The sequence below is a fragment of the Amycolatopsis balhimycina FH 1894 genome, from assembly GCF_000384295.1.
Taxonomy (GTDB): Bacteria; Actinomycetota; Actinomycetes; order Mycobacteriales; family Pseudonocardiaceae; genus Amycolatopsis; species Amycolatopsis balhimycina.
Genome location: NZ_KB913037.1, coordinates 7,923,369 through 7,942,601 on the forward strand (window position 1 = coordinate 7,923,369; position 19,233 = coordinate 7,942,601).

A 19,233-nucleotide genomic window follows, 5' to 3' on the forward strand; every position below is an offset into this window, starting at 1 on the left:
CCGGCACGACCCAAGCTCGAGGAGATCCCAGTGCGGCCCTGGCCAGGAACGCCCTACCCGCTCGGCGCCACCTACGACGGAGTCGGGACGAACTTCGCCCTGTTCTCCGAGGTGGCCGAACGGGTCGAACTGTGCCTGTTCGACGGCGAGGGCAAGGAGGAGCGGTACGCGCTCGAAGAGGTGGACGGCTTCGTCCACCACGGCTACCTGCTCAACGTCGGGCCCGGTCAGCGGTACGGGTTCCGCGTGCACGGCCCGTACGACCCGAAGCGCGGCTTGCGCTGCAACCCGAACAAGCTGCTCATCGACCCGTACGCGAAGGCCGTCTCACACGGCGTGAAGTGGGACGAGTCGCTGTTCGGCTACAAGTTCGGCAACCCGGACGAGCGCAACGACGACGACTCCGCCGGCCGGGTGCCGTATTCGCTGGTGGCGAACCCGTTCTTCGACTGGGGCAACGACCGCCAGCCGAAGCGGCCGTACAACGAGACGGTCATCTACGAGGCCCACGTCAAGGGCATGACCGTGAATCACCCGTTCGTGCCCGAACCGCTGCGCGGCACCTACGCCGGTCTCGCGCACCCCGCCGTCATGGAACACCTGCAGAAGCTCGGCGTGACGGCGGTGGAGCTGCTGCCGGTGCACCAGTTCGTCACCGACCACGGCCTCGATGGGAAGAACCTGACGAACTACTGGGGCTACAACACGATCGGGTACTTCGCGCCCCACGACGCCTACGCGGCGATGCCCGGCGAGGGCGGCCAGGTCCAGGAGTTCAAGGGCATGGTCAAGGCCTTCCACGAGGCCGGCATCGAAGTGATCCTGGACGTGGTTTACAACCACACCGCCGAGGGCAACCACCTCGGGCCGACCCTGTCGATGCGCGGCATCGACAACGAGGCCTACTACCGGCTGGTCGAGGGGGAGCCCGAGTACTACATGGACTACACCGGCACCGGGAACTCGCTGAACGTGCGCAACCCGCACACCCTGCAGCTGATCATGGACTCGCTGCGGTACTGGGTGACCGAGATGCACGTCGACGGCTTCCGGTTCGACCTCGCGTCGGCGCTGGCGCGCGAGTTCTACGACGTCGACCGGCTGTCGACGTTCTTCGACCTCGTGCAGCAGGACCCGATCGTCAGCCAGGTGAAGCTCATCGCCGAGCCGTGGGACGTCGGCCCCGGTGGCTACCAGGTCGGCAACTTCCCGCCGCTGTGGACGGAGTGGAACGGGCAGTTCCGCGACACCGTCCGGGACTTCTGGCGGGGCGAACCCTCGACGCTGGGCGAGTTCGCGTCCCGCATCACCGGCTCGTCGGACCTCTACCAGGACGACGGCCGCCGCCCGTTCGCGTCGATCAACTTCGTCACCGCGCACGACGGCTTCACGCTGCGGGACCTGGTGTCCTACAACGAAAAGCACAACGAGGCCAACGGCGAGGACGGCCGGGACGGCGCCGACGACAACCGGTCGTGGAACTGCGGGGTCGAAGGCGAGACCGACGACGCCGAGGTGCTGACGCTGCGGGCGAAGCAGCAGCGCAACATGCTGGCCACCCTGATGCTGTCGCAGGGCATCCCGATGATCCTGCACGGCGACGAGTTCGGCCGCACCCAGCAGGGCAACAACAACGTCTACTGCCAGGACTCGGAACTGTCCTGGATGGACTGGGAACTGGCGAAGGACCACGCGGACCTGGTGAAGTTCACCGGCGGGCTGGGCGCGTTCCGGCACCGGCACCCGGTGTTCCGCCGCCGCCGGTTCTTCCAGGGCGGCCCGGTCGGCAAGGGCGACAAGCTCGGCGACATCGCCTGGTTCACCCCGGCCGGCGAGGAGATGACCGAGCAGAACTGGGACGACGGCTTCGGCAAGGCGGTCGTGGTCTTCCTCAACGGCAAGGCGATCCCGGACCTCGACCAGCGCGGAATGAAGGTCGAGGACGACTCGTTCCTGCTCGCCTTCAACGCGCACTACGAAGACATCGACGCCAAGCTGCCGGGCAACGGGTACGGCCACGCCTGGACTGTCGTCGTCGACACCGCGACCGGCGAAGTCGAGCCCCTCGGCGCGAAGCCGATCGAAGGCGGCGGCCAGTTCACCCTCCCCGCCCGGTCCCTGATCGTGTTGCAACGGACGGAGACGGAGCCCGAATGACGGTGCCGGAGTCGACCTACCGGGTGCAGCTGCGCCCGGAGTTCACCTTCAGCGACGCGGCCGGCATCGCCGGCTACCTGCGCGACCTCGGCATCGGCGCGTTGTACGCGTCGCCGGTGCTGGACGCGACGCCGGGCTCGACGCACGGCTACGACGTGGTCGACCCGACACGCGCGCGGCCCGAGCTCGGCGGCGAGTCCGCCCGGCGGGAACTCGCCGCGCTGCTGAAGGAACTCGGCCTCGGCCTGGTCGTCGACATCGTGCCGAACCACATGTCGGTCGAGGTGCCGAAGGCCAACCGGTGGTGGTGGGACGTGCTGAAGCACGGCCGCGGCTCCGAGTACGCCTCCTTCTTCGACGTCGACTGGGACCGCGGCCCGATCCTGCTGCCGGTCCTCGGCGACGACAGTGACGATGGAGCCGTCGCCGAGCTGACCGTCGACGGCGGCGAGCTCGCCTACTACGATCACCGGTTCCCGATCGCCCCCGGCACGGAAAACGGGACGCCGCAAGAGGTCCACGAGCGCCAGCACTACCGCCTGATCGGCTGGCGCCGCGGCAACGCCGAGCTGAACTACCGCCGGTTCTTCGACATCACGAACCTGGCCGCGGTCCGCGTCGAAGATCCGAAGGTGTTCGCCGAGACGCACGGCGAGGTGCTGCGCTGGGTCGCCGACGGCGACGTCACCGGCCTGCGCGTCGACCACCCGGACGGGCTCGCCGACCCGGGCGGCTACTTCCGGCGGCTGCGCGAGAACGCCCCGGACGCGTGGATCGTCGCGGAGAAGATCCTGCACCCGGGCGAGCCGCTGCCGCAGAGCTGGCCGGTCGACGGCACCACCGGCTACGATGCCCTGCGCGAGATCGCCGGCGTCTTCATCGACCCGGCGGGCGAGCCCGACTTCACCGTGCTGGCGAACGAGCTGGGCGTGAAGACCGGCTACCACCGCGTCGAGGCCGAGGCCCGGCGCCTGGTCACCGACCGCATTCTCGTGGCCGAGGTCCGGCGGATCGCCGCGCTGCTGCCCCACTTCGAGGCCGAAGTGGCGCGGCAGGCAGTGGCCGAGACCATGATCGCCTTCCCCGTCTACCGCTCCTATCTCCCCGAAGGCGCGGCGCACTGGGCCGCGGCGATCGACGGGGCCCGCCGTGCCCGGCCCGACCTCGCCGACCCGCTGACGATGCTCGACGCCGTCATGCGCAAGAACCCGGACAGCGAGCTGGCCACCCGGCTCCAGCAGACGTCCGGCATGGTCGTGGCGAAGGGCACCGAGGACACGACGTTCTACCGCTACACCCGCTTCGCCGCGCTCAACGAGGTCGGCGGCAACCCGGACCGCTTCGGCCTAGGCGTCGAGGAGTTCCACCGGCTGGCCGCCGGACGCGAGGCCGGCTACCCCGCCGCGATGACGACGCTGACCACCCACGACACCAAGCGCTCCGAGGACACCCGGGCCCGGATGGCGGTGCTGGCCGAAGTGCCGGGCGAGTTCGCCCAGGCCGTCCGGCGGTGGACCGCCCGGCGGGGCATCGACGAGCCGTCGCTGAACCTGCTGGCGTGGCAGACGCTGGTGTCGACCTGGCCGATCGAGCCGGCCCGGCTGCGGGACTACCTGGACAAGGCGGCCAAGGAGGCCAAGCTCCGGACCAGCTGGACCGACCACGACGAAGCCTTCGAGGCCGATGTCGCAGCCTGGCCCGAAGACGTCATGAACGACGCCGAGCTGGCGTCCGACATCGAGACGTTCGTCAAGCGCATCGAGGGACCCGGCTACACGAACTCCCTCGGCCAGAAGCTGGTGCAGCTGACCGCCCCGGGCGTCCCGGACGTCTACCAGGGCACCGAGCTGTGGGACTTCTCGCTGGTCGACCCGGACAACCGGCGCCCGGTCGACTACGTCGTCCGCCGCGAAATCCTGACCCGGATCGCCGACGGCGAGCTGCCGGAGATCGACGCGTCGGGCGCGGCGAAGCTGCTGGTCGTCCACAAGACGCTGCGGCTGCGTCGTGCGCACCCGGCGCTGTTCCGCGGCTACCGGCCGCTGCGAGCCGAGGGTCCGGCCGCCCAGCACGTCCTGGCTTACACGCGCAGCGCCGACCTCGCCGTCGCGGTGACCCGGCTCCCGGTCGGCCTCGAAGCCGGCGGCGGCTGGCGCGACACCGTGCTGCCGCTGCCGGCCGGCGTCTGGACCGACGTCCTGACCGGCCGCGACGCGAGCCCGGACGCGGCCACCCTGTTCGACCGCTACCCCGTCGCGTTGCTGGTGCGAGGAGACGCATGAAGTTCAGCGTGTGGGCCCCTTCGGCCCGCCGGGTCCGGGTGAGCGTCGACGAAGGCGTGCACGAAATGACCGCGGGCGACGGCGGCTGGTGGCACGCCGACGCCGAAGGCATCAACTACGCCTTCCTGCTCGATGACGAGAAGCCCCTGCCGGATCCGCGCTCGCGGTGGCAGCCGCACGGCGTGCACGCGGAGTCCCGTGTCTACGACCACGCGGAGTTCGCCTGGACCGACGACGCCTGGACCGGACGGCAGCTGCCCGGCGGCGTCCTCTACGAGCTGCACGTCGGCACATTCACCGAGGGCGGCACCTTCGACGCGGCCATCGAGCGGCTCGATCACCTCGTCGACCTCGGGATCACGCACGTCGAGCTGCTGCCGGTCAACTCGTTCGACGGCACCGCGGGCTGGGGCTACGACGGCGTCCTCTGGGGCGCGGTCCACGAGCCCTACGGCGGGCCCGACGGCTTCAAGCGGTTCGTCGACGCCGCCCACGCGCGCGGCCTGGCCGTCGTGCTCGACGTCGTCTACAACCACCTCGGGCCGTCGGGGGCCTACCTCGGCAAGTTCGGGCCGTACTTCGCCGGCCGGAACGACTGGGGGCCCGGCCTCAACCTCGACGGCCCCGGCTCCGACGAGGTCCGCCGGTACGTCATCGACAACGCGCTGAGCTGGTTCCGCGACTTCCACGTCGACGCGCTGCGGCTCGACGCCGTGCACGCGCTGCTCGACCGGCGGGCCGTCCACCTGCTCGAACAGCTCGCCACCGAGGCCGGCGCGCTGTCGGCGGCGCTGAACCGGCCGCTGACGCTGATCGCCGAGTCCGACCTCAACGACCCGAAGCTGGTCACGCCCCGCGAGCGCGGCGGCTATGGCCTGCACGCACAGTGGTCGGACGACCTGCACCACGCCCTGCACGTCAAGCTCACCGGCGAGACGTCCGGCTACTACACCGACTTCGCCGCGCCGGACGCGCTCGAACGGGTCCTGCGCGAGGTGTTCTTCCACGCCGGGACCTGGTCGTCGTTCCGGGAGCGGACGCACGGCCGTCCGGTCGACACCCGGACCGTGCCCGGCCACCGCTTCCTCGGCTACCTGCAGAACCACGACCAGATCGGCAACCGCGCGACCGGCGACCGGCTGTCCGCGACGGTCGCCCCCGGCCGGCTGGCCTGCGGCGCGGCCCTGCTGTTCTGCTCGCCGTACACGCCGATGGTGTTCATGGGGGAGGAGTGGGCGGCGAGCACGCCGTGGCAGTTCTTCGCGTCCTTCCCGGACCCGGAGCTGGCCGAAGCCGTCCGCACGGGACGCCGTCGCGAGTTCGCCCGGCACGGCTGGGGCGAGGCCGACGTGCCCGACCCGATGGACCCGGCCACGGTGGAGCGCTCGCGGCTCGATTGGGCCGAGGCCGGGCGCCCCGGTCACCGTGAGGTGCTGGACCTCTACCGCGCGTTGATCCGGCTGCGCCGCGAACGGCCCGAGCTGGCCGACCCCCAGGTGTCGGACCTGCGTCTCGACACCGCCCCGGACGGATCGTGGCTCGTGCTGCACCGCGGCGGGCTGCGGCTGGCCGTCAACTTCGGCGCCGGCCCGGTGACGCTGCCGCTCGGGGCGACGGCGGCCCTGCTGACCTGGGGCGAGGCCACCGTGGACGGTGGCGCCGCCCAGCTGCCCCCGGACACCTTCGCCCTGGTCGAAACGACCCAGTGAAAGTCCGTGAATGGCACATTGAGGGACGTAGAGTCCCTCAATGTGCCATTCACGGACTTGGCCCTGACGGCGGTTGCCTCCGGGTAACTCCTCGGTAATGGCGCGCACGGACGACTGCTTGTCTGGGACGATTCAGGAATGGCCACACGACCCTCCGCCGACCACGTCCTCGCCGGCCGTCCCTTTCCGCTCGGTGCCCACCCGGAGGCCGGCGGGGTGCGGTTCGCGATCACGTCCGCCGTCGCGGACGCCGTCGAGCTGTGCCTGATCGACGCCGACGGATCGGAACGCCGGATCGCGCTCACCGAACGCACCTTCGGCGTCTGGCACGGCCTGGTGCCCGGGGTGACGCCGGGGCAGCGGTACGGCTACCGGATCCACGGCCCGTACGACCCGGCCCGCGGCCTGCGGTGCAACCCGCACAAGCTGCTCCTCGACCCGTACGCCCGGCAGATCACCGGCGGGCTCACCGACCTGCGCGCGGCCCAGGGCTTCACCGGCGACCCGGAACGCGGGCCGATGTCCACAGTGGACTCCCTGGGCAGCGTGCCGCTGTCGGTGGTGTCCTCGCCGGGCGGACCGGACACCGGGATCAAGCCGGAGGTGCCGTTCGAGGAGGCGGTCGTCTACGAACTGCACGTCAAGGGGTTCACCCGGCAGCACCCGTTCATCCCGGAGGCGCTGCGCGGCACCTACCTCGGCCTGGCCCACCCGGTGGCGATCGAGTACCTGACCCGCCTCGGCGTCACCTCGGTCGAGCTGCTGCCGGTGCACTCGTTCCTCGACGAGCCGGCGCTGATCCGGGCCGGGCGGCACAACTACTGGGGTTACTCGCCGCTCGGCTTCTTCGCGCCGCACGCCGCCTACGCCAGCGAACCCGGCCACGAGGTCGAGGAGTTCCGGCTGATGGTGGCCGCCCTGCACGCGGCGGGCATCGAGGTGATCCTCGACGTCGTGTTCAACCACACCTGCGAGGGCGGCCCGGACGGGCCGACGCTGAGCTTCCGCGGGCTGAACGCGCCGGTGTACTACCTGCACACCGACCGCGGCCACATGGCCGACATCACCGGCTGCGGCAACACCCTGGAGGCCGGCTCGCCGACCGTCGTCCGGCTGGTCACCGACTCGCTGCGGTACTGGACGCAGGAGCTGGGCGTCGACGGCTTCCGGTTCGACCTCGCCAGCACGCTCGGCCGGCCCCGCGGCGGGGCGTTCGACGACGCGTCGACGCTGCTCACCACGATCACCACCGACCCGGTGCTCTCGCGCTGCAAGCTGATCGCCGAGCCGTGGGACGCGACCGGCGAGGGCTACCGCGTCGGCGGCTTCGGCGCGCAGTGGGCGGAGTGGAACGGCCGCTACCGCGACACCGTGCGGGACTTCTGGCGTGGCGCGACGGGCGTCCGCGACCTCGCCTACCGGCTGTCCGGTTCGTCGGACCTGTACGACCACAACCTGCGCCGGCCGTGGCAGTCGATCAACTTCGTCACCGCCCACGACGGCTTCACGCTGCGGGACCTGGTGTCCTACAACGAAAAGCACAACGAGGCCAACGGCGAGGACAACCGCGACGGCGGCAACGACAACCGCTCGTGGAACCACGGCGCGGAGGGGGACACGGCCGATCCGGAGATCCGCGAGCTGCGCGCCCGGCAGGCCCGCAACCTGTTCGCCACGCTGCTGCTGTCCACCGGCACCCCGATGCTGACGGCCGGTGACGAGTTCTGGCGGACCCAGGGCGGCAACAACAACGCGTACTGCATCGACGACGAGACGTCCTGGCTGGACTGGACGCCGGACGACCCCGAGGCGGAGTCGATGCTGAGCTTCGCCCGCCGGGTCGTGCGGCTGCGCGCCAACAGCCCGGCGCTGCGGCAGCCGGAGTTCTTCGAAGGCCGGACGACCCCGACCGGCAAGCCGGACCTCGTCTGGTTCCGCCCGGACGGCGAGGAGTTCGGCGAGACCGACTGGTTCGAGGACCGCCACACGCTCGGCATGTGGATCGACGGCTCGAACAGCCAGGCCCGCAACCGCGACGGCGAGCTGGTGCCCGACCACTCGTGGCTGCTGTGGCTGCACGCCGGCGACGGGCCGGCCGAGGTCGTGCTGCCGGGCCGCGAGTACGGCGAGACGTTCAAGCCGACGCTCGACACGAGCACCGCCGACGGCAGCCCGGCGAACCCGGGCACGCTGGAAGCCAAGAGCCGCGTGACACTGCAGTCCCGTTCCCTCCTCCTGCTCCGCGCCCCCCGCCTCGCCGCCGAACCCCAGCCCGAGCCCTACTGACCCACGTGATTGAAGAGTCGACTCGCGTGATCAGGAGGCCGACACGCGTGATTACAGGGTCGACACGGCAGCCATGCTCGTGTCGACCCTTCAATCACGCGTGTCGGCTCCCCAATCACGCGTGTCGGCTCTCTGATCACGTGCGAGTCGTCCGTTCGGGTACGAGTGTCGTCCGGCCGGGTCCGCGTGTCGTCCGTGCGGCGGCGGCGATAGGTGGCGCATCGGCTTAACCTCCCGGACATCCGCCGGAAATTCCTTGCGGCAACAGTGTTTCGGACGTCGGATCCTGGGTACCCGGGTAGAGAACCCTGCCTCGTGGGCGCTTGATCGAGTCAGGCAGACTGTCGCCTGCCTGCGTCCAACTGACACACCGAGGGGCGTTGCCCATGACCGGCCGGCTCGGCATCGACGACGTCTCCCCCAGCGTGAGCTGCGGCCGGTATCCGGCCAAAGCCGTTGTGGGAGAACACATTCCGGTCACCGCGACCGTCTGGCGCGAAGGTCACGACGCGGTCGCCGCCACCGTCGCGTGGCGCGGCCCCGGCGACCGGCTGACGCGCCAGGCGCGGATGGTGCCGCGCGGCCCCGACCACCCGGACGAGTTCGCCGCGGTGATCGCCCCGGACACCACCGGAATGTGGACCTACCGGATCGACGCGTGGGGCGACCCGTGGGCGACGTGGGAGCACAACGTCGAGGTGAAGGTCGCCGCCGGGCAGGGGCCCGAGGACCTCGCCAACGACATCGAGAACGGCGCCCGCCTGCTGGAGCGCGTCGCCCGCCGTCCCGACCGCCGGGCGGAGAAGCAGCTCCTGACCGGCGCGGTGAAGGCGTTGCGCGACGAAGAGCGCAGTCTCGCCGAGCGCGTCGGGCCCGCGCTCTCGCCCGAGATCCGCCAGCTCATGCACGAGTTCCCGGTGCGGGAGCTGATCACCAAGGGCAAGCCGCACAAGCTGTGGGTCGACCGCCGTCGCGCCGCGTTCGGCTCGTGGTACGAGCTGTTTCCCCGCTCGACCGGCGGGCTCGACGCCGAGGGCAAGCCGGTGCACGGCACCTTCGCCACCGCCGCGGGCGCGCTCGACCGCGTCGCGAAGATGGGCTTCGACATCGTCTACCTCCCGCCCGTCCACCCGATCGGGCGAGTGAACCGCAAGGGCCCCAACAACACCCTCGACGCGACCCCGGACGACGTCGGCTCGCCGTGGGCCATCGGCGCCGACGAGGGCGGGCACGACGCCATCCACCCCGACCTGGGCACCTTCGACGACTTCGACGCCTTCGTGGCCCGCACGGAAGAGCTCGGCATGGAGGTGGCGCTCGACTTCGCGCTGCAGGCCGCGCCCGACCACCCGTGGGTGCTCAAGAACCCGGAGTTCTTCACCACCCGCCCGGACGGCTCGATCGCGTACGCGGAGAACCCGCCGAAGAAGTACCAGGACATCTACCCGATCAACTTCGACAACGACCCCAAGGCCGTCTACGAAGAGATGCTGCGGGTGATCACGGTCTGGATCGACCACGGGGTGAAGATCTTCCGGGTCGACAACCCGCACACCAAGCCGCCGGACTTCTGGGCCTGGCTGATCCAGTCGGTCAAGGACGCCCACCCGGACGTGATCTTCCTGGCCGAGGCGTTCACCCGCCCGGCGCGGCTGTGGGGTCTGGCCCGGCTCGGCTTCACCCAGAGCTACACCTACTTCACCTGGCGGACCGGCAAGCAGGAGCTGATCGACTTCGCCGTCGACCTGCGGGAGCACTGGAACGAGGGCCGGCCGAACCTGTTCGTCAACACCCCGGACATCCTCCACGAGTCGCTGCAGCGCGGCGGCCCCGGCATGTTCGCGCTGCGGGCGGCGCTCGCGGCGACGATCTCGCCGACGTGGGGCGTCTACTCGGGTTACGAGCTGTTCGAGCACGTCCCGGTCCGCGAGGGCAGCGAGGAGTACCTCGACTCCGAGAAGTACCAGCTGCGCCCGCGCGACTTCGACCGCGCGCTCGCCGAAGGGCGTTCGCTGGAGCCGTGGCTGGCGAAGCTCAACGCCGTCCGCCGCGCGCACCCCGCGCTGCAGCAGATGCGCACCCTGCACTTCCACCACGTCGACAACGACGCGCTGCTGGCCTACTCCAAACAGGACCCGGCCACCGGCGACACCGTGGTCACCGTCGTCACGCTCGATCCGTACGGGCCCCAAGAGGGCACGCTGTGGCTCGACACCGCGGCACTCGGGTTCGAGGCGCACGAACGGCTGATCGCCCACGACGAGGTCACCGGCGACACCTGGGACTGGGGTCAGGCGAACTACGTCCGGCTCGAACCCTGGCGCGCCGTGGCGCACGTCGTGTCGGTGAGACGCCGGCTGGCCGGCTGAGACGCGCCAAGGACAGGGACTCGAAGGACGAGGTGGAGTACATGGCGGAAGAAGCCCGGCCCGACGCCGCGTTGGGGCTGGACGGTGTGCCGCACACCGGTGAGGCGATGACCGCCGACGGCATGCTGGTGGAACCCCAGGCCGGGGACTTCCGGTCGGCGCAGCAGGCGCCGAGCAACCCGGAGTGGTTCAAGGGCGCGGTGTTCTACGAAGTGCTGGTGCGCGCGTTCGCCGACTCCAACGGCGACGGCACCGGCGACCTGCGCGGCCTGGCCGGGCGGCTCGACTATCTGGCGTGGCTCGGCATCGACTGCCTGTGGCTGCCGCCGTTCTACGCCTCGCCGTTGCGCGACGGCGGGTACGACATCAGCGACTTCCGCGCGGTGCTGCCGGAGTTCGGCAGCGTCGAGGACTTCGTCTTCCTGCTCAACGAGGCGCACCGGCGCGGTATCCGGGTGATCACCGACCTGGTGCTCAACCACACCTCGGACGCACACCCGTGGTTCCAGCAGTCCCGCCACGACCCGGACGGCCCGTACGGCGACTACTACGTGTGGAGTGACGACGACTCCCGCTACGCCGACGCGCGGATCATCTTCGTCGACACCGAGACGTCGAACTGGACCTACGACCCGGTGCGCGGCCAGTTCTACTGGCACCGGTTCTTCTCCCACCAGCCCGACCTCAACTTCGAGAACCCCGACGTCCAGAACGCGATGATCGACACCCTGCGGTTCTGGCTGGACCTGGGCATCGACGGGTTCCGCCTCGACGCCGTGCCGTACCTGTTCGAGCAGGAGGGCACCAACTGCGAGAACCTGCCGCGCACGCACGAGTTCCTCAAGCGCTGCCGCAAGGTCGTCGACGACGAGTACCCGGGCCGGATCCTGCTGGCCGAGGCCAACCAGTGGCCTTCGGACGTCGTCGAGTACTTCGGTGACCCGGCCGTCGGCGGCGACGAGTGCCACATGGCGTTCCACTTCCCGCTGATGCCGCGGATCTTCATGGCGGTGCGGCGCGAGTCCCGGTTCCCGATCTCGGAGATCCTCAGCCAGACCCCGGAGATCCCCAGCGGCAGCCAGTGGGGCATCTTCCTGCGCAACCACGACGAGCTGACCCTCGAGATGGTCACCGACGACGAGCGCGACTACATGTACGCGGAGTACGCCAAGGACCCGCGGATGAAGGCCAACATCGGCATCCGCCGCCGGCTGGCGCCCCTGCTGGACAACGACCGGAACCAGCAGGAGCTGTTCACCGCGATGCTGCTCTCCCTCCCCGGTTCGCCCGTTCTGTACTACGGTGACGAGATCGGCATGGGAGACAACATCTGGCTCGGAGACCGCGACGCGGTGCGGACCCCCATGCAGTGGACCCCGGACCGCAACGCCGGGTTCTCCTCCTGCGACCCCGGCCGGATCTACCTGCCGGTGATCATGGACCCGGTGTACGGCTACCAGGGCCTGAACGTCGAGGCGCAGTCGAACAACGACGCCTCCCTGCTCAACTGGACCCGGCGGATGATCGAGGTGCGCAAGCAGCACCACGCGTTCGCCGAGGGCGAGTTCGTCGACCTCGGCGGGTCCAACCCGAGCGTGCTGGCCTACAAGCGCCACTGGCGGCGCCCCGACGGCGGCGAGGACATCGTGCTCTGCGTGAACAACCTCTCCCGGTTCCCGCAGCCGGTGGAACTGGATCTCTCCGCGCACCGCGGGTGCACGCCGGTGGAACTCACCGGCGGCGTGCGGTTCCCCAGCATCGGGGAGCTGTCGTACCTGCTGACGCTGCCGGGGCACGGCTTCTACTGGTTCCAGCTGACGAGCCCGGGAGACGAAGGCGAAGCGAGGTGAGTCCCTTGTCCGACCCGCGTGAGCTGGTCGACGACCTGACCGAGGACCTGAAGCGCTGGCTGCCGGAGCAGCGCTGGTTCGCCGGCAAGGACCGGCCGGTGACCGGCGTCCGGACGCTCGGCGTGACCGAGCTGGTCGCCGGTGACCCCCAGCTGCTGCACGTGGTCCTCGAGGTCGCCCAGGCCGACCGGCGCGAGCCCTACCAGCTGCTCCTCGGCCGCCGGACGCACCCGCCGGAGATCGCGTCCACCAGCTGGATCGGCGCCGTCGGCGATCTCAACGCCTACGAGGCGTCCGGCGACCTGGACGTCACCGGCGTCCTGCTGGACCTGATGGCCAGGGAGGGCCAGGTCGGCTCGCTCATCTTCGAGCACGAGCCCGGCGTGGAGCTGGAGACCGGCCTGCGGGCCCGGCCGATCACGTCCGAGCAGAGCAACACGTCGCTGGTGTACAGCGGGCAGTACATCCTCAAGCTGTTCCGCAAGCTGACCCCGGGGAAGAACAAGGACCTGCTGCTGCATCGCGCGCTGCAGGGCGTCGGCAGCAAGCACATCGCGGCACCGCTCGGCTCGATCACCGGTGACCTGGACGGCGAGCCGACCACGGTCGGCATGCTCCAGCAGTTCGTCCCGGACGCGGTCGACGGCTGGGCGATGGCCACCACCAGCGTCCGCGACCTGATGGCCGCGCCGGACCTGCACGCCGGGGAGGTCGGCGGCGACTTCGCCGGCGAGGCCGAGCGGCTCGGGCGTGCGGTCGCCGAGGTGCACGCCGACCTGGCCGAAGCCCTCGGCACGGAAGCCGTCGACGCCGCCGAGCTGGAACGCTCGGCGAAGGCGATGCTCGGCAGGCTCGACACGATCGCCGGACGGGTCCCGGAGCTGGCGGCGCACGCCCCGGCGCTGCGGGCGGCGTTCGAGGAGCTGCACACCCTGCCCGCCGGCTCGGTGACGATGCAGTACATCCACGGCGACCTGCACCTCGGCCAGGTCCTGCGGACGGTCGGCGGCTGGCTGCTGATCGACTTCGAAGGGGAGCCCGCGGCCCCGGTGGAGGAACGGCACGCGCTCCGCTCGCCGTTGCGCGACGTCGCGGGCATGCTGAGGTCGTTCGACTACGCGGCCCAGCAGATGCTGGTCGGCCAGCCGGACGACCCGGCACTGGCCGAGCGCGCCATGGAGTGGTCGGACCGCAACCGGACGGCATTCTGCGAGGGGTACGCCGCGATCGCGGCGGACCCCCGCGACCAGGGCCCGCTGCTGCGTGCCTTCGAACTGGACAAGGCGGTCTACGAGGTGGGCTACGAGCACGCGAACCGGCCGGACTGGCTGGGCGTGCCGCTCGCTTCGATCGCCCGGATCACGAGCGGAGAGGGATGACACCGTGAACGCCGTTCCGGAAGGCCTCCCGGCCGCGGCCCCGTCGGCCGCGGACATCGACCGGCTGCTGGCCGGGTCCCACCACGACCCGCACTCGGTGCTGGGCGTGCACGCCGCCGGCCAGGGCTTCGCGGCCCGGGCGCTGCTGCCCGGCGCCAAGGCCGTCGCGCTGCGCGTGGGCGAGCACCGGTACCCGATGGAGCCGGTGATCGACGCCCTCTTCGCCGTCGCGGTGCCGGAGCACCCCGGCGACTACCGGCTGGAAGTCGAGTACGACGGGCACACCGCCACCGCCGACGACCCGTACCGCTGGCTGCCCACGGTCGGGGAGCTGGACCTGCACCTGATCGGCGAGGGCAGGCACGAGCGGCTCTGGGAGGTGCTCGGCGCGCGCGTCCGCTCGTACGACACGCCGAACGGAGTCGTCGAGGGGACGTCGTTCGCGGTGTGGGCGCCGAACGCCCGCGGCATCCGCGTGATCGGCGACTTCAACGGCTGGGACGGGCGCGGCCACCCGATGCGCTCGCTCGGCTCGTCCGGGATCTGGGAGCTGTTCGTGCCGGGTGTCGGCGTGGGCACCTGCTACAAGTTCCGCATCCTCGGCGCCGACGGGAACTGGCACGAGAAGGCCGACCCGATGGCGTTCGCCACGGAGCAGCCCCCGGCGACGGCGTCGGTCGTCACCTCTTCCGCGTACTCGTGGGAAGACGACGAGTGGGTCGCGCGGCGGGAAGCGACCCAGTGGGCGGCGGCGCCGATGAGCGTCTACGAAGTCCACCTCGGGTCGTGGCGGCCGGGCCTGGACTACCGCGAGCTGGCCGACGAGCTGGGCGACTACGTCGTCGAGACCGGTTTCACGCACGTGGAGCTGCTGCCGGTCTCGGAGCACCCCTTCGGCGGCTCGTGGGGCTACCAGGTGACGTCGTACTACGCGCCGACGTCCCGTTTCGGCTCACCGGACGACTTCCGGTACTTCGTCGACCGCCTGCACCAGCGGGGGATCGGCGTGCTCGTCGACTGGGTGCCCGCGCACTTCCCGCGTGATGCCTGGGCGCTGGCGAAGTTCGACGGCACCGCGCTGTACGAGCACGCGGACCCGCGGCGCGGCGAGCAGCCCGACTGGGGCACGCTCGTCTTCGACTTCGGCCGCAACGAAATCCGCAACTTCCTGGTCGCCAACGCGCTGTTCTGGATCGAGGAGTTCCACCTCGACGGGCTGCGGGTCGACGCGGTGGCGTCGATGCTGTACCTCGACTACTCCCGCAAGGAAGGGGAGTGGCTGCCCAACCAGTACGGCGGCCGCGAAAACCTGGACGCGGTGCGGTTCCTGCAGGAGCTGAACGCGACCGTCTACAAGCGACACCCGGGTGTCGTGATGATCGCCGAGGAGTCCACGGCCTGGCCGGGCGTCACACGCCCGACGCACCTCGGCGGGCTCGGGTTCGGCTTCAAGTGGAACATGGGCTGGATGCACGACACGCTCCGGTATCTGTCGCACGAGCCGATCCACCGCGCGTACCACCACAACGAGATGACGTTCTCGCTCGTGTACGCGTGGAGCGAGAACTTCGTGCTCCCGCTGTCGCACGACGAAGTGGTGCACGGCAAGGGATCGCTGTGGGGCCGCATGCCGGGCGACGCCTGGAACAAGGCGGCGGGCGTGCGCTCGCTGCTGGCGTTCATGTGGGCCCACCCGGGCAAGCAGCTGCTGTTCATGGGTGGCGAGTTCGGCCAGGAAGGGGAGTGGTCGGAGCAGCGGTCGCTGGACTGGCACCTGCTGGAAGAGCCCCTGCACCGCGGGGTGCAGGACCTGCTGCGGTCGCTGAACTCGGTGTACCGGTCCACTCCGGCGCTCTACAGCCAGGACACCTCCCCGGAGGGCTTCGCCTGGATCGACGCGAACGACTCGAGCGGCAATGTCCTGAGCTTCCTGCGCATCGGCGCCGACGGCTCACGGCTGGCGTGCGTGGCCAACTTCGCCGGCGTCCCGCACCACGACTACCGCGTCGGCCTGCCCACGGCGGGCCGCTGGCGCGAGGTGGTCAACACCGACGCCGAGGCGTACGGCGGCTCCGGCGTCGGCAACCTGGGCGCGGTGGAGGCAACGGAGGACCCCTGGCACGGCCAACCGGCCTCCGCCGTCCTCCAGCTCCCGCCCGCGGGAGTCCTCTGGCTGGCCGAAGAAACCCCACCGGATCCCGACCTCACGTGACTGCAGGGTCGACACGCGTGATCAGGAGGTCGACACGCGTGATTGAAGGGACGACACGGCGACCGGCGTCGTGTCGGCTCCCCAATCACGCGAGTCGGCTCTCCAATCACGTGTGCTGACCCCTCAATCACGCCAAAAGCGCTCCGCCGGGTGGGCGTGGCGGGCTTACCATCGGTGCATGGACGGCTCCGGTGGTGTCGTCGCGAACCTGATTCTCTTCGCCGTGGTCTGTGTCGCTCCCACGGTGCTGTTCTGGTGCGCGCTGCGCGTCCCGAAGCTCGTCGGCCGGATCCGGGAGAGACGCGCGAAACCGCAGCCCGAAGGGCCGCCGATCGAACGGGTCGCCGCGGACCTGCGGCGGGTGCACCGGCTGCTCGCCGGCTATCCCTCCGGCACCCCGGCCGCGCGGCGGTTCGGCACCCGGCAGGCGTACGACGAGCTCCTCACCGTGGCCTGCCGCCAGGTCGGCGTCCCGCATCGGCTCGGGGAGCTGCCCGAGGGGATGGACCGAGAGATCGAACGCCTGCGCGTCGAGCAGTCGCTGCGGGAGCGCGGGCTGGCCGTGCCCTGAGCCAATTCGTGTTCACCGGCGCCCCGGGCAGACGCCGGTGAACAGTCACCGGCCGGGCGTGACGATGTCCGCGAGGCGGGCGATGTCGTCGAGCTCGTCGGTGGCGGGGTTGAAGATCAGCTCGTCCGCCCCGAGGGCGCCGAACTCCTCGACCGCGGCGCGCACCGCGTCCGGGGTCGTGCGGACGTTCGCCACGACGATCTCGGCGGCGTCGCCCATGTTGCTGTAGTAGTCGCCGACCTTCCGGAGCCCGGTCTCCGGCTCGCCGAGCGCGAAGTAGACGATGGCGACGAGCCGCGGCTCGCCCTCGCGGCCGCCGTCCTTCCAGGCCGCGCGAGCCTGGTCGAACGAGCCGGCGACCATCGCGGGCGGCACCGAACCGGCGACGTAGCCTTCGCCCCACTTCGCCATCCGAGCCAGGGCGTTCGGCGCGAACCCGCCGAACAGCAACGGAACCTCGCGGGTGCCCGGCGGTACGGCGGGGTTGTCGCCACCGCCGACGGGCTTGCCGTTCCAGACGTCGCGGTAGACCTCGAGGTCGGCGTCGATCCGCTTGCCGAGCCCCTTCGGGCCGAGGCCGTCGGCGACGAAGTCGTCCGGCCGGCCGCCGATCCCGATGCCGAGGGTGAGCCGGCCGCCGGAGACGCCGTCGATGCCGGCGATCTCCTTCGCCAGCAGCACCGGCGGCCACACAGTACCGATGAGGACGTTGCTGACCAGCCCGATGGTCTGGGTGGCGCCGGCCGCGGCGGCGAGCGCGACGGTGTCCATCACACCGGGGTAGGCGATCCGGCCGACGGTGCCGAGGGTGGAGAACCCGGCTTCCTCGGCTCGGGCGGCCCAGGCGGGGATGACGTCCGGACGCATGTCGCGGACCTGGTTCGGCAGTCCGATGCCGATCTTCATGAAGGCTCCTGAAAGAAAGGGATGATCTTCTTCCAAGATCCCCCGAAAGGAAAAACCCCGCCACCAGCGTGACGGGGTCTTCCCTTTCGTGCCAGAAAATCAGTCCAGATAGTCCCGCAGGACCTGGGACCGCGACGGGTGACGCAGCTTCGACATCGTCTTCGACTCGATCTGCCGGATGCGCTCACGGGTCACCCCGTACACCTGGCCGATCTCGTCGAGCGTGCGCGGCTGGCCGTCGGTGAGGCCGAAGCGCAGCCGGACCACGCCCGCCTCGCGCTCGGACAGCGTCTGCAGCACCGACTGGAGCTGGTCCTGCAGCAGCGTGAACGACACCGCGTCGACCGCGACAACCGCCTCGGAGTCCTCGATGAAGTCGCCGAGCTGGGAGTCGCCCTCGTCGCCGATCGTCTGGTCGAGCGAGATCGGCTCACGCGCGTACTGCTGGATCTCGAGGACCTTCTCCGGGGAGATGTCCATTTCCTTCGCGAGCTCTTCCGGGGTCGGCTCGCGGCCGAGGTCCTGGAGCAGTTCACGCTGTATGCGGCCGAGCTTGTTGATGACCTCGACCATGTGCACCGGGATACGGATGGTGCGGGCCTGGTCGGCCATCGCGCGGGTGATCGCCTGGCGGATCCACCACGTGGCATACGTCGAGAACTTGTAGCCCTTGGTGTAGTCGAACTTCTCCACCGCGCGGATCAGACCGAGGTTGCCCTCCTGGATCAGGTCCAGGAACGCCATGCCGCGGCCGGTGTAGCGCTTGGCCAGCGACACCACGAGCCGGAGGTTCGCCTCGAGCAGGTGGTTCTTGGCGCGCTCGCCGTCACGCACGATCCACTTGAGATCGCGGCGCATCTGGGTGACGAGCTTCTCGCCCTCCTCCTCGGCGGTGCGCACGCGCTCGGCGGCGTAGAGCCCGGCCTCGATCCGCTTGGCCAGCTCCACCTCCTCCTCGGCGTTCAGCAGCGCGACCTTGCCGATCTGCTTGAGGTAGGCACGCACGGAGTCGGCGGACGCGGTGAGCTCGGCGTCCTTGCGCGCCTGCCGCAGCGCCTCGGACTCCTCCTCGTCCCAGACGAAGTCCGGGTTGTCGGAGCTCTTGGCGGCGGCCGCCTTGTCCGCCGCCGCCCCGCGACGACGCTGCGCCGGGGTCTCCTCGTCGTCGTCGTCGTCATCGTCGTCGGCCGAGTCGGCTTCCGGCTCGTCGGTGACCGTTTCGTCGACGACGTCGACCTCGACCTCTTCCAGGTCCGCCAGGTCGGGCGTGTCGAGTTCGGCCTCGTCGATGTCGACGGGACCGTCCGGCTCGCCGTCTTCGGTCTTCGCGCCCTTGGTCGCGGGCTTCTTCGCCGGTGCCTTCTTGGCCGGAGCCTTCTTGGCAGTGGTGGTCTTGCGCGCCGCTGGCTTCGCCGTCCCGGTGGCTGCCTCTTCGGCCGGCTCGCCGGCTGCGGTCGCTGTCTTCGTCCCGCCTCGGGTTGCGGTTCTTGCGGCTGCCACTTACGCCCTTTC

At 70.5% G+C, this 19,233-nt stretch carries 11 protein-coding genes; 9 read left to right on the forward strand and 2 right to left on the reverse strand.

The genetic code is table 11. The features are described 5' to 3' along the window. Positions 1 to 30 precede the first annotated feature (30 nt). The 9 genes from glgX (A3CE_RS0136595) to A3CE_RS0136635 all read left to right on the forward strand — a co-directional run bounded on the left by glgX (A3CE_RS0136595) (position 31) and on the right by A3CE_RS0136635 (position 16,815). Complete coding sequence (gene glgX / locus A3CE_RS0136595) at positions 31 to 2,157, forward strand: glycogen debranching protein GlgX (protein WP_020645070.1); 2,127 nt, start codon at positions 31 to 33, stop codon at positions 2,155 to 2,157. Next, positions 2,154 to 4,439 (forward strand): malto-oligosyltrehalose synthase, encoded by a 2,286-nt coding sequence (treY, locus tag A3CE_RS0136600; RefSeq protein WP_020645071.1) that lies wholly within the window; start codon positions 2,154 to 2,156, stop codon positions 4,437 to 4,439. Before glgX (A3CE_RS0136595) ends, treY begins: the two co-directional genes overlap by 4 nt. Beyond that, positions 4,436 to 6,148: a malto-oligosyltrehalose trehalohydrolase gene (treZ, locus tag A3CE_RS0136605; RefSeq protein WP_020645072.1), complete on the forward strand. Its 1,713-nt coding sequence runs from the start codon at positions 4,436 to 4,438 to the stop codon at positions 6,146 to 6,148. The genes treY and treZ overlap by 4 nt, the downstream gene beginning before the upstream one ends. A 138-nt stretch (positions 6,149 to 6,286) precedes the next feature. Beyond that, positions 6,287 to 8,434 carry a glycogen debranching protein GlgX gene (glgX, locus tag A3CE_RS0136610; RefSeq protein ID WP_020645073.1) on the forward strand — a complete coding sequence of 716 codons (2,148 nt, stop codon included), beginning with the start codon at positions 6,287 to 6,289 and terminating at the stop codon, positions 8,432 to 8,434. Positions 8,435 to 8,820: 386 nt separating this feature from the next. Continuing rightward, positions 8,821 to 10,803: a maltotransferase domain-containing protein gene (locus A3CE_RS0136615; protein WP_020645074.1), complete on the forward strand. Its 1,983-nt coding sequence runs from the start codon at positions 8,821 to 8,823 to the stop codon at positions 10,801 to 10,803. A gap of 41 nt (positions 10,804 to 10,844) precedes the next feature. Next, positions 10,845 to 12,653 (forward strand): maltose alpha-D-glucosyltransferase, encoded by a 1,809-nt coding sequence (gene treS / locus A3CE_RS0136620; RefSeq protein WP_026469210.1) that lies wholly within the window; start codon positions 10,845 to 10,847, stop codon positions 12,651 to 12,653. Between the two features lie 5 nt (positions 12,654 to 12,658). Then, positions 12,659 to 14,032, forward strand: coding sequence for a maltokinase N-terminal cap-like domain-containing protein (locus tag A3CE_RS0136625; RefSeq protein WP_020645076.1), 1,374 nt, complete (start codon positions 12,659 to 12,661; stop codon positions 14,030 to 14,032). Between the two features lie 4 nt (positions 14,033 to 14,036). After that, complete coding sequence (gene glgB / locus A3CE_RS0136630) at positions 14,037 to 16,244, forward strand: 1,4-alpha-glucan branching protein GlgB (RefSeq protein WP_020645077.1); 2,208 nt, start codon at positions 14,037 to 14,039, stop codon at positions 16,242 to 16,244. A gap of 178 nt (positions 16,245 to 16,422) precedes the next feature. After that, the gene (locus A3CE_RS0136635; RefSeq protein ID WP_020645078.1) at positions 16,423 to 16,815 is read left to right on the forward strand and encodes a hypothetical protein; all 393 of its coding nucleotides are present in this window, start codon (positions 16,423 to 16,425) and stop codon (positions 16,813 to 16,815) included. A 45-nt stretch (positions 16,816 to 16,860) separates the two neighbouring features. Here the strand turns inward: A3CE_RS0136635 and A3CE_RS0136640 are convergent, their stop codons facing one another. Further along, positions 16,861 to 17,721, reverse strand: a complete 861-nt coding sequence (locus tag A3CE_RS0136640) for an LLM class flavin-dependent oxidoreductase (RefSeq protein ID WP_020645079.1) — start codon at positions 17,719 to 17,721, stop codon at positions 16,861 to 16,863. Positions 17,722 to 17,820: 99 nt separating this feature from the next. Further along, positions 17,821 to 19,221: an RNA polymerase sigma factor gene (locus tag A3CE_RS0136645; RefSeq protein WP_020645080.1), complete on the reverse strand. Its 1,401-nt coding sequence runs from the start codon at positions 19,219 to 19,221 to the stop codon at positions 17,821 to 17,823. Positions 19,222 to 19,233: the final 12 nt, after the last annotated feature.

What these genes read in the sequence shown, in the direction of transcription:
- treY (WP_020645071.1), top strand. Translation starts at nt 2,154, where the DNA reads ATGACGGTGCCGGAGTCGACCTACCGGGTGCAGCTGCGCCCGGAGTTC.
- treZ (WP_020645072.1), top strand. Translation starts at nt 4,436, where the DNA reads ATGAAGTTCAGCGTGTGGGCCCCTTCGGCCCGCCGGGTCCGGGTGAGC.
- glgX (WP_020645073.1), top strand. Translation starts at nt 6,287, where the DNA reads ATGGCCACACGACCCTCCGCCGACCACGTCCTCGCCGGCCGTCCCTTT.
- A3CE_RS0136615 (WP_020645074.1), top strand. Translation starts at nt 8,821, where the DNA reads ATGACCGGCCGGCTCGGCATCGACGACGTCTCCCCCAGCGTGAGCTGC.
- treS (WP_026469210.1), top strand. Translation starts at nt 10,845, where the DNA reads ATGGCGGAAGAAGCCCGGCCCGACGCCGCGTTGGGGCTGGACGGTGTG.
- A3CE_RS0136635 (WP_020645078.1), top strand. Translation starts at nt 16,423, where the DNA reads ATGGACGGCTCCGGTGGTGTCGTCGCGAACCTGATTCTCTTCGCCGTG.
- A3CE_RS0136640 (WP_020645079.1), bottom strand. Translation starts at nt 17,721, where the DNA reads ATGAAGATCGGCATCGGACTGCCGAACCAGGTCCGCGACATGCGTCCG.